Source organism: Paenibacillus sp. 37 (assembly GCF_008386395.1).
Taxonomy (GTDB): Bacteria; Bacillota; Bacilli; order Paenibacillales; family Paenibacillaceae; genus Paenibacillus; species Paenibacillus amylolyticus_B.
Map to the genome: position 1 here is coordinate 4020259 of NZ_CP043761.1, position 12019 is coordinate 4032277.

At 46.9% G+C, this 12019-nt stretch carries 10 protein-coding genes; 3 read left to right on the forward strand and 7 right to left on the reverse strand.

Going from position 1 to position 12019, the window contains the following annotated elements; genetic code table 11:
• The first annotated feature begins 110 nt into the window (after positions 1-110).
• Positions 111-695, forward strand: a complete 585-nt coding sequence (locus F0220_RS17165; RefSeq protein WP_105599056.1) for a bifunctional transcriptional activator/DNA repair enzyme AdaA — start codon at positions 111-113, stop codon at positions 693-695.
• The gene (locus F0220_RS17170) at positions 692-1510 is read left to right on the forward strand and encodes an SPL family radical SAM protein (RefSeq protein WP_105599057.1); all 819 of its coding nucleotides are present in this window, start codon (positions 692-694) and stop codon (positions 1508-1510) included. Before F0220_RS17165 ends, F0220_RS17170 begins: the two co-directional genes overlap by 4 nt.
• Positions 1511-1677: 167 nt before the next feature.
• Here F0220_RS17170 and F0220_RS17175 read toward each other — a convergent pair whose 3' ends face one another.
• From F0220_RS17175 to F0220_RS17200, 6 genes are all read right to left on the reverse strand, one after another.
• Positions 1678-2784, reverse strand: coding sequence for a Gfo/Idh/MocA family protein (locus F0220_RS17175; RefSeq protein WP_091019500.1), 1107 nt, complete (start codon positions 2782-2784; stop codon positions 1678-1680).
• A gap of 96 nt (positions 2785-2880) precedes the next feature.
• Entirely contained in the window at positions 2881-3606 is a 726-nt protein-coding gene (locus tag F0220_RS17180) for a ThuA domain-containing protein (RefSeq protein WP_076217226.1), read from the reverse strand.
• Between the two features lie 71 nt (positions 3607-3677).
• Positions 3678-4850, reverse strand: a complete 1173-nt coding sequence (locus tag F0220_RS17185; RefSeq protein WP_091019501.1) for a Gfo/Idh/MocA family protein — start codon at positions 4848-4850, stop codon at positions 3678-3680.
• A gap of 54 nt (positions 4851-4904) precedes the next feature.
• The gene (locus F0220_RS17190; RefSeq protein ID WP_105599058.1) at positions 4905-5954 is read right to left on the reverse strand and encodes a LacI family DNA-binding transcriptional regulator; all 1050 of its coding nucleotides are present in this window, start codon (positions 5952-5954) and stop codon (positions 4905-4907) included.
• Between the two features lie 279 nt (positions 5955-6233).
• Complete coding sequence (glpX, locus tag F0220_RS17195; RefSeq protein ID WP_091019505.1) at positions 6234-7316, reverse strand: class II fructose-bisphosphatase; 1083 nt, start codon at positions 7314-7316, stop codon at positions 6234-6236.
• 690 nt (positions 7317-8006) lie between these two features.
• Positions 8007-8525 carry a spermidine/spermine N(1)-acetyltransferase gene (locus F0220_RS17200; protein ID WP_105599059.1) on the reverse strand — a complete coding sequence of 173 codons (519 nt, stop codon included), beginning with the start codon at positions 8523-8525 and terminating at the stop codon, positions 8007-8009.
• Positions 8526-8648: 123 nt separating this feature from the next.
• On the opposite strand from F0220_RS17200, the gene F0220_RS17205 reads away from it, so the two are divergent.
• Positions 8649-9239 (forward strand): YczE/YyaS/YitT family protein, encoded by a 591-nt coding sequence (locus F0220_RS17205; protein WP_105599169.1) that lies wholly within the window; start codon positions 8649-8651, stop codon positions 9237-9239.
• Between the two features lie 136 nt (positions 9240-9375).
• Here the strand turns inward: F0220_RS17205 and F0220_RS17210 are convergent, their stop codons facing one another.
• Positions 9376-11955 (reverse strand): glycosyl hydrolase, encoded by a 2580-nt coding sequence (locus F0220_RS17210; RefSeq protein WP_105599060.1) that lies wholly within the window; start codon positions 11953-11955, stop codon positions 9376-9378.
• Between the last annotated feature and the right edge of the window lie 64 nt (positions 11956-12019).

Genomic DNA, 12019 nt, shown 5'->3' on the forward strand with positions numbered 1-12019 from the left:
TTCAGATTGAAGGAAGGTACTTTATCCCAGATATTGATATCTTGCTTTTTAAGTTGAAACTTCGTCAATCCCTTGGAACTAGGGGTATAATTAGAGATGAGGTGATCACCGTGAAAAGTCCAGATCAAGATCGCATACTGCCCGAATCGATAGATGAAAAATACTGGCATGCCATCATCAACAACGATAATTCTTATGATGGAACGTTCTTTTACGGTGTGCAAACAACGGGTATTTTCTGCCGACCTTCCTGTAAGTCCAGAGCACCCAAAGCTGAAAATGTGCTGATATTTCAACATGTTGAAGAAGCGTTGGCACGAAAGTTCAGACCCTGCAAACGTTGTAAACCAACAGGCGAGCGGGTACCTGATCAGGAGTGGATATACGGGATCACGGATTACATCGAACATCATTACGCCGAACCTCTAACCTTGGATATCCTTGCCACTGTAAGTCATGGCAGTCCTTATCATCTGCATCGTGTGTTCAAGCGGATTACAGGTCGCACACCGGTTCAATATATTCAGGATAAACGAATGACCGAAGCCCGGAAGTTGCTTGAACATACCGGACTTACCGTCACCGATATTGGCCGCCATGTCGGTATACCTAACTCAGCTTATTTCATTACTGTATTTCGCAAACACACAGGTCTCACACCTGCACACTACCGCGAAAGGCATGAGAACTTATGAAAACCAACCTTTCTTACAAAATACCCAAAACGTTACTGAACAAAGGAACAGGCTTCCTTAATGGATATACACATACGTTGAATCCTTACACAGGCTGCGCCTTCGGTTGTTCCTATTGTTATGTCAGACAGATGCCTGTCTCCTTATTTCGCAAAGAGGATTGGGGGAGTTGGGTGGATGTGAAACAGGAGGCCTCCCGAGTGTTCGCCAAAGAATTGAAGCGTGCCCTGGCGAAAGGCAAAGTCACTCTGTTCATGTCATCCAGTACAGACCCGTATCAACCCGCTGAGTACAAGGAGTGTATCACGCGTTCATTGCTTGAAACGATGGTACAGTATCCGCCCGATTTTGTATTGGTCCAAACCCGCAGTCCCCTCGTTACCCGGGATATAGATCTCTTACTACAGTTAGGAGACCGGGTTCGGGTCAGCATGACTGTGGAGACGGATCTGGACGATATGCGCAAGCATTTCAGTCCTTCCGCTCCCCCAATTGCAGGCCGATTACGTGCATTGGAACAGTTGCGGGATGCCGGAATACCGACACAGGTTGCGATTGCTCCCGTATTACCCAGCAGTGAACAGTTTGCTGCCGTCTTACGACCGCTGGTTCGGCGCGTATGTATTGACGATTATTTCATGGGCGATGGTAGCGAGGGTAAGCGCACCCGTCGACTCGGCATGGAGTCGCTCTATCAAGAAGTGGGGATGGAGCACTGGTATCATCCAGAGGCGTATCAGACTGTTGTTCAACGGATGAAAGACTATTTTCCCGAGGATGAAATCTGGATCAGTCAGGCGGGATTTGAGCCATAAATGACTATATAAGTTGAATTAAAGAATATTTACACTGGACACTCCAATGACCGAACAACCTTCCGATCGCTGTTATCTCCAATTTTTCTTAAATTCAATAAAAACAGCCCCTTTCCGTGTTCGAAGGAAAGGGGCTGTTGGTCATGATATAAGCCATGATGGCTATCTTATTTATCCAATGTATACAATGGCAGATCCACCGGCAATGCAGCCGGGCGCTGACACGAGCTTTTCATCTGGTAAAAAGTCTGCTCATCTGATGAATCATGGAATGCCCACATGGCCTCAAGTACGTGGTATGCCAGTTCCCCGCTCGCACGGTGTGCACGTCCACTTTGGGCTGCATAGGCCATATCTGCCACACCGATGCCGCGTGTATTTTCCTGATATCCTGGGAGAAGCGGAACTTCCGTCCATTCATGTTCACCCAGCAAGCGGTAACGAACCGGACCGCCGAAGGTGTTGGGATCAGGTACCTGCAATGTGCCATGCGTGCCGTATATCTCAATCGGTGGCAGTGCACTTCCGCCAAATACGTCAAAGCTCGTAATTAGCGTGCCAATGGCACCCTGCTCAAACTGCAACAGACCCGTAACGTGAGTTGGAATTTCGACGGGAACCACTTGGCCTCTCTTTTTCTCACTCGTAATCGTCCGTTCTTCCATGGCTTTACCTGTCATGCCCGCAATGGACTTGATCGGTCCCATCAGTTGAACCAATGCCGTGAGGTAGTACGGACCCATGTCAAACATTGGCCCACCGCCTGATGCGTAATAAAACTCCGGATCTGGGTGCCAGTGTTCATGACCACGGCTCATCATAAATGCGGTTGCCGCAACCGGCTTGCCGATTACCCCTTCTTCTACCAATTGAAGTGAAGTCTGGATACCTGAACCAAAGAAAGTCTCTGGCGCGCAGCCCACGAGCAATCCTTTACGCTTCGCTGTTTCGAGCACAGCCTGCCCTTCTTCACGGGTAACAGCGAGTGGTTTTTCCACATAGACATGTTTGCCTGATTCAAGCGCCCGCAAGCATACATCCGCATGAACGGAAGGAATCGTCAGGTTGATGATCAGCTCAATCTCAGGATCAGCCAAGATTTCATCCACGCTGTATACGTTTGGCACGTTATAGGCTGCAGCCTGCTCCTCTGCACGTTTCCGATCAAGATCCGCAACAGCAACAAGTTCCAGCACCTCGAACCGGTGACAATTTTCCATATAAATACCGCTGATTTTACCGCAGCCAATAATGCCTACTTTCATTTTTTTCATGCTTGGGGCTCCCTTCGCCGTGGATCAGAAATGGTTTATCCATTGAGGATGAATGGTTGACACTGAAGTTACGTTTACGATCAAACTACAATCTCATTAGTTCTGATTGTCCGCCATACCTGTATACACTTCGGTTGCTGAACTTACTCGACTCTTGGCAAGCTCTTTGCCTGCTGCTGTCCATTTGAATCCACTGCGCATCATTTCAGTCACGGGTTTCATGTCTACAATGTCTGCATGGTGTCCCAGTGAGTTGTAGAATACTCGCCCTGCGCCCCAGCGTTTCGTCCATACAACAGGCATATCTACGGGTCCATTCGCTGCATGCGGACCAGTCACCACGGGGAAACGAGTTGTTGCCAGCACTTCCACTGCCGGGTCTACGTGCAGGTAGTACTGTTCACTTTTTACCTGAAAATCTTCAATATGATCCAGTAACGGGCTAGAGCCACGTTTCATGTTCACCATGTACTCCACACCATCGTTACCTGGATGAGCAACCCATTGTCCACCCGTCATAAACTGCCAGTCTACGTTATTTCGGAAGGCATCACACATCCCGCCATGAAGACCAGCCAAGCCCACACCGCTCTGAACAGCCGCTGATACGTTATTGACCAATTCCTGCTCAATCTGTCCCATCGTCCACAATGGCACGATCAGATCCAGACCCATCAGCTTCTCTGCATCCGCATAAGACTCCAACGTATTCGAGACTTCAACCTCAAACTGCTCTTCCTTCAAAATACGCTCAAAAATCGCTGCTACCTGCTCCGGTTCATGTCCATCCCAGCCGCCCCATACAATCAGTGCTTTACTCATCGTTTATTCACTCGCTTTCAACTAGTTTAGTTGTGCTCAACGCTAATCCTGACTTACTCCGCCTTGCTTACTTACATCTCTTCAAGTGTCACCCAGCGTCGCTCCGTCACCGAACGTTCTACCGCTTCCAGTACAGCCTGACAGGCGACCCCATCGTGGAAACTCGGTGATGGTTGTCGTCCTTCAGAGATCGCAGTTACCAACTCCAGCATTTCATGCGTGAACGTGTGCTCGAATCCAATCGTATGTCCGGCAGGCCACCAGGCTTCGGAGTACTTGTGTGCCGGATCGGTTGCCAGTACACGGCGGAATCCCTGTACGTCCTCTTCATCCTTTGTAAAATATACTTCCAGTTCGTTCATCCGCTCAAAATCAAACCGTACACTGCCGAGACTGCCATTAATCTCAAACGAGTTCGTACTGCGATGCCCCGCTGCAAAACGTGTAGCTTCGAAGCTGCCCAGCGCCCCTCCTGCGAATCGTGCCAGGAACAACGTAGCATCGTCGACGGTCACTTCTCCTTTCGGTGCATCCGCATTCGAACTGCCCTTTGCACTCAGCCCGGTCATCTCTGCTGCAAGTGGTCGTTCTTTGATAAATGTTTCGCTCATGCCGATGACTTCCTGGAATTCACCAACAAGGAAACGAGCCAGATCGATTAAGTGCGCGCCCAGATCCCCATGGGAACCAGAGCCAGCCACTTCTTTTTGCAAACGCCATACCAGCGGGAACGAAGGGTCCATGATCCAGTCCTGCAAGAAAAAAGCACGGAAATGATAGATCTTACCCAGTCGTCCGCTCTCCACCAGATCCTTCGCCAATTGCACCGCTGGTGAGAAACGGTAGTTGAACCCGACCATATGTGCGACTCCGGCCTCCTCTGCTGCCTGAAGCATCTCACGCGAATCCGCGAGGGACAGAGCAAGTGGTTTCTCACAAAACAGATGTTTGCCCTGACGAGCTGCTTCCAACGCAATTTCCTTATGGGCATCACTTGGCGCGTTAATATCAATCAGATCGATATCATCTCGCTTCACCAGTTCACGCCAATCTGTTACACTTTCGGACCAGCCGAACTGATTCGCTGCCTCCTGCACTCCCTGCTCGTTACGTCCACAGATCACAGACATCTCGGGCTGCAGCGGAGCAGACGGGAAAAACATCGGCAGACTGCGATAGGCATTACTGTGGGCCTTCCCCATAAACTTGTATCCAACCATTCCGACACGAAGACGATTTGACATGGTCATTTCCTCCTTTGGAATAATAAAAAGTCTTTCAATTTGTGTACCAATAAACTATTGACGGATAGAAGAAGCACGGATGATCAGTTCGGTAGGCAACAACGCTCTCGCTGATTCGGTTACCGCTACAACAGAGTTATTCGCTTTATGTGTATCACCCACAGACCCATGCATAAGCTTCGATACTGCAAATTCACCCATCTCAAAAAATGGAACCCTGACGCTACTCAGCGGCGGAACCGCCATCTCGGCGGCATCGGAGTCGTCATAACCCACAAATGCCGGAAAATCCGCAGGCCCTATTCCCCGCTCACGCAAACCATGCATGACACCAATGGCCATCCGGTCATTGGCCGCAAATACAGCATCAATCTCATGTAGGCGATCTGCTACAATCGCTGCCGCCTCAATGCCACTTCGTCTACTATAATTCCCCTCAAGCAATAGACTCGGGTCCAGCTCCATACCTGCTTCTTGCAGGCCAAGACGGACACCTTCCATTCGCTCCTGGCTGTTGGAGTAGCTGTCCGGACCATTGAGAAAAGCGACTTTGCGATATCCCTGATCCGTAAGATGACGTATGGCAAGCCTGCTTCCTTCCACATGATCCGCATCCACTTCCGTGAATGATTGGCCCTCAAAATGCTGATTCATGACACAGAACGGGTGTCCTTCCTTGTGAAGCTGCTGCATGGCCGCCAGTTCTTCATGATCGTCTCTGGCACCTAGGATAATGCAAGCGTCCACTTTCTGACGCCGGAACAGATCCGTATAATTCATTACTTCACCGGGTGTCCGGAACATAACCAACAGGTCCATGCCATTGTCTCTGGCTTTGCTTCCAATCCCACTCAGCATTTCCGAGAAAAAATACGCCGAGAACAGATGCGCCTTCGGAACATAAGGTAATACCACGCCAAGGTTCCCGCTTTTACTTCTGGCAAAACTGCGAGCAAGAGCGCTGGGCACATAGCCTAACTGTTCAGAAGCTTCAAGAACCTTGCGGCGTGTCTCTTCTTTAATAGGACCTACCCCATTAAGCACCCGGGAGACCGTTGCCTCGGAAACACCCGCAAGATCAGCCACTTCTTTACGAGATGCCATGATTTCACCCCCTTCTAGCTCACCTATAAATGATGTAATAACTAAAAATCGATATTTATGTACGCGCGTACATTTTCTCATGCCATGTAACCGTTGTCAATGCTTTAAACAAAAAATAACGAGAGCTCGGGTAAATCCAAGCCCTCATTATTATCTTGCCAGAGATGGTACTTTCATTGAATCCGAGCACCCTGTAACCTTAGGGGGTCCAAGTTACTTATCAAACACACTACAACGATTACGGTTGCTGCTATTTGTACAATTAATGGGGAGTGCAGCTCACAATGTCGTTGTAACGCCAAGATCAACGGAGGATTGACTAAACTCAGCCTGCTCCATCGTTTTCACAAGATTCGGAATGCGGTCCGATGGTTCAGGCGTGGATTGAAGCTGTCTTACTTTGTGCAGCACTTCTTTGTTAGGCAGGAAGTGTTGGGAACGAATGAATCGAATGGTCTTCGTTTTGGCACGCATGACAATCGAATCCGTCTCAGCCCGATCATCCGCAAGATACCGTACCCCTCCCAGAATCTCACCTGGCGTCACACCTGTTGCAGCAAAAATGACATCCTCTGTGCCGATCATATCCTGCATCGTTAACACTTTGTAAGGATTATCAATTCCCATCTGCAAGCAACGTTGGAATTCGTCTGCGTTGGCAGGCATCAGACGACCTTGAATCTCACCCCCAAGGCAAGATAGCGCTGCAGCAGCCAGCACACCTTCTGGCGCTCCTCCAGATCCGACATAGAGATCGATACCCGCCTCCGGGAAGGCCGGTGCCATCGCCCCAGCAACATCACCGTCACTGAGGAACTTGATCCGTACACCGACCTTGCGTAGAGTCTTAATTGTGCTCTCATGGCGCACACGATCCAGAATCATCACTGTCAGATCCGAGATGTTTTTGTTCAATGCGGCAGCGGCTTTCTCCAGTGTGACTTCAACCGGGTCTTCAATGCTTACCTTGCCTACAAGCGCAGGCCCTACCGCAAGTTTCTCCATATACATGTCCGGTGCGTGGAGCAGGTTACCTTTTCCCGCCACTGCAATAACCGATAGAGCGTTGTTTAGTCCTTTGGCCACGATTTCTGTACCTTCGAGCGGGTCTACAGCCACGTCAACCTCAGGCCCCTCAGCGTTGCCCACTTCCTCGCCGATGTACAACATGGGGGCTTCATCCATTTCTCCTTCACCGATTACCACCGTGCCGCGAATGGACACGGAATCGAACATGGCGCGCATGGCCAAAGTAGCCGCTTCATCTGCACTGTTCTTGTCGCCTCGTCCCATCCAGGGTGCTGAAGCTAACGCAGCCAATTCTGTTACTCTGACAATTTCCAACGCCAGTTCGCGTTCCATTTTTCCCACTTCCTTTCCAATTTCCAAAAGCATAACGTGAAAGCGGTACTAAATCCATCGCAAATCCATATGAAATTGATCTATAAAAGGCGTAGTAGCGCCTTTCGAACGATTCATACCTTATTTATCCAATTAATATTTTGATTGATTCTGCTCCTTTTTTCGGCTGGTTTTAAGAGTCCAATCCTCCTGATTTCTTACTTGAAATATTAATTTTATTTTCCATTTTCCGCTCGAAAACTAAATAATTCAACATGGTGGATTAACACGTCCGTTTCACGTGCAAAAAGTTCTTTTAACATGAGGTATATACAACTTATATTCTGATTATTAAGACTTAACCTTATCTAACAGACTACAAACGAAAACGATTTTCGGCTGACTGTCCAAACGTAGAATTAAACTAATAAATTATATTGACGATCCTTGAGATCAGCCTATTACCTTCACGATTATTGAGCAAAATTATACTGCCAGTTATGTATTAATCAGGCCTTTAACTTTTACTAAAGCCATAGATGCAGCTTATGAAGGTCATCGAAAATAATAAGTTTACATAATATTTATTATGTATTAATATTCGTCAATTTCTTCATTTTATGATTCAACGGTTCTGGCAAAACATAAAAAAGCCCGAAAGAATTCTGCTCAATAGCATTTTTCTCCCAAGCTTTTCCCTCGATGATCCAGTTACAGTAGCGTTTTGGTCATTATCAAATCAATCTGTTCCTCATCTCCCATGTAAAAAGCATGGGCTCCTGTCTGTACAAACCCCATCTTTTCATAAAAGGCGATAGCATTTTCATTTTTCTCCCACACACCTAACCAAATATTTGTTTTGTGATGTTCTTTTGCCATCGCTATGGCTTTATGGAGCAGCACTTTACCAAGGCCATGTTTTTGGAACTCTTTTTTGATGTACACCCGCTCGATCTCAAGGGATTCCACGCTCATCTTCTCAGACTGCGCATCATTGATATTCACCTTCATGTACCCAGCAACTTGATTGTTGACATAAATAAAAAGAAATTGCGAATCCGCCATGGACAGTTCCGTTTCCAATTGCTCCCGATTAAACGCCTTTTCCAGATAAGCTTTCATATTTTCGGGTGAATTTTGCGCTTTAAACGTTTCATTAAACGTCTCATAACTAATCTCCTGCAGTTCACATACATGTTCAATGGTACATCTCTCTATACGAATCGTCATCTATATTCACATTCCTTTAACAAGTTAATCGTTTGTTGCAAATGCAATAAAAAAGGGTTACATTGAATTTAGCTCAATTTTGTTGTATTTGCAACATAATATTAAAAAAGAGGTTGAATGAATTTGAAATATGTACTTTTTGTCGCAGGTATTCTCATCTTAACACTTGGCATTTCCCTTACCATCCAATCTGAATTGGGTACCTCACCGTTTGATGCACTTCTGGTAGGGCTGTCACATCATATAGGGCTAAGTGTAGGTAGCTGGGAGGTCATCATTGCTTTCCTATTAATTGGATGTAATTCGCTTTTGCAGCAGCAAAAACCCGAGTTTTTGGGACTCGTCACCGCATTCATTACTGGTGTCGGGATTGATATCTGGCTTTATGTATCTGATTCCTTGATCACACCCGAAGTTTGGTACAGCAAATTAATGACTTTTGTCATTGGTTTAGTGATCATAAGTATCGGCACGGCAATTTATTTACAGACCAATTTTGCACCCATTCCGATTGACCGCTTAACATTAATTTTGCGCGAAATCACGCGAACCCCCTTATTTGTATCGAGAACATTGATTTACTTTGTATTTTTGATGCTGGCATTCCTTTTTGGTGGACCGATCGGGCTTGGTACATTATTAACTGTGTGTTGCGCAGGTCTGCTTCTTCAGTTCATCATGGGCCATACGAAAAAGATAATAGATCGCATATGAACAGACATGGATACATCGTCACGTTCTAGAAGTGATAAAGAACATTCCGTCTAATCGGTGTACACCTTCTACACCATAAAAAGGCTGAATCAGAGGTTCAACCCCTGATCCAGCCCATTAAACGTGCTACCTACCTTTACGGCTCAATTCCCCATACCAGCTGACCGTTCACATACCCGGTGACCTTATCATGGTTTGCGAACTGACTACCAGATGCCTTAAACGAGTAATCATTAGTCTGTGTGTAATTCGTCCAATTGTTTTTGGAAAAGCGAGTTTGAACCTCTGCGCTCTGGCCCGCATTCAGTGATCCCGCTGCACTTGTAAAGCCCACTTCAAGATAATGATCCGCTCCGGCAACTGGAGTCGCCAGTTTAACGAATTGGCTCGTTACATTTGTGCTGCCCATACTGGCCCAGTCGGACCAGAAACTCTGAGCTTCCTCCCCGTCAATTGTATAGTAATACCGGAGTTTTACATCACTTAACGGAATAGCCGAATTGCCTGAGTTGACCAATTTGAATTTGGGTGAAATTCCGTTGGTGGATGCAATTGTATTGCCGTTAAAAGCTTGAATCGTCAAATCCCCTGCTGGGACAGTAACGGTGCTATCTATGACGTTCACCGTTAGCACAGCGTCATTTCCTCCATTGAAGTGAAGGGTCAATACGTTCTGGCCCAGCGGAAGCGTGGCAAGATAGGATTTGTTCAGAACAACAGCAGAGCTGGATGCTGTATAATTCTGACCCGCTACAAGCGTAGCATTCCCCTTCGTGATGCTTGTGAGCTGACGGCCGTTTAAGGTGAGAGATACGGAAATATCCTGTGCGGGATTCGTCGCTTTATCAAATGTTGCATTCACAGGAGAAATCACAGCATTTGTACCCGGTGTTGAATCCACAATTTTGACTTTTAACACAGGGTCCTGACCTTGAATAAAATCCAGAACAATCGAATGCTCACCAACTGGCAGGGTTGCCAGATAAGCTTTTTTCAGCAGCAATGTGCTTCCGTTCAAGGTATAGTCTGTCGTTGCGGTCAACGCATTGTTGCCTGCCCGGAGAGCAGTTAGCGTATTGCCGTTTGCATTCACGGTTACGGTTTTATCGCTTTGATTGGGTGTGTATTTGTCAAATTCAACGTTTCCAGGTGTGATGGATGCACTGGGGTTGGGATTGTTAACCTTTAGATTTGGCAGCTCATCCAACGTAATGACATAATCACTTTGATAAAGCGTTTTCAGTGTTGCCGGGTAATTAAATGCAGAACTCATCAGATGCTCGCCATACCAAGGACAGAAGTACAGCCATCCTGACTTCTCCTCTGTCAGATTTTTCACGCTTGGAATCGTGTCGTTCTCCGTCATCGCTACCATTTTTGTACCGCCCGTCAACTCAACAAGCTTATAGAAAATCGAGGTAATCGCATCCTCATTGGGCACGCCCGACAAACCGTCATAACGGTTGTAGATCGTATTGTATTTGTCGTATCCGACAAGATCTACCTGGTCATCACCCGGATACCAAGCCGGAGAAGTACTATATACATAGCTGTTGTAGGTCCAGATCAGATTGTGCAAGCCATACGTCTCGGTCAGTTCGGTATAGAGCAGATTCCATAGCTGTTTGTATACGTCTGCGCCTGCCGAAGCCCACCAGAACCATGCGCCTTCCCCGTTCAGCCCGCCGTTGCCTTCTGCTTCATGATACGGACGGAAAAGCACTGGCACATCGTTATCTTGCAAAATCAGCAATTGTTCGGCCAGATCCTCGATGGTCATCATCACGTACTGATACTCTTTCGTACCGGGAATTACCGCATTTGCTGTATTAAAATTCGTTTCGGTTGGCTTGTACGTAGCTTCTTTCCAATCCACAAAGTCCCCAAGCTCATACGTATTGAAATTACGAGGCACATTGATATGCCAGGAAGCTGTTGCAATACCTTCACGGTTATTCACCCAATCAATCATGCGATCGGTTGTGCCGTCCTCCCAACCATACAACGGATTATAGTTCATCAGATCAAAGCCACGGATAGCCGGATACTTTCCGGTCAAATCATGAATCCACTCGAATTCAAGCCCTGTATCTCCGTCATTCCCTCCTCCGTAGATCTCTTGCTGACCAGAAATAATGTTGTTTCCGTATACCTCCGTTAAATAATTCATCAAAATTTGAGTTTCCGGTGTAGCTTCAGGATCAGTGAGAACTGGCTGCACATTCAGGGGATCCAGATCAGCATGATCCACTGTAAAAGTATCAAAATACGCGAAGCCCCAGCCAGCCTTCAGCTCAATCGTATTGACACCCTGATTCAGCTTGTGAAAGCCAAAATCGAAGTCTGACCATGTTGTCGTGTAAGGCAGCATGTACGCACCTTTCGTAACACCATTCACAATTAAATTTTGTGACCTGCCATCTGCACTGAGCTCCTGCATATATCGTGTGGAGATTGCGTACATGCCGGTTTCCGGGACAGTAACTGTGAAGGTTAATGTGCCAGAGTTCTGCATCCAGACAAATCCGGCCCCTGAGAATCCGGGCTTGGGTTGTCCATAGATTGAAGTAACCACTTGAAGATCCGGGGTGAGCTGCGCATTTTCGCTTTCGATGGTGAACAATGGTGTGTCTGCATGAACGGGCGCTGTCATTAATCCAAGCAGTAGGACCAATGCCAGCATCATTGCGGTTGCCTTTTTGAGCAAATTTTTCATCAATTCCATCTTCCTTCCCAAGTGAAATATGATAATGAAATGTCAATGAACCCATTCATGATGG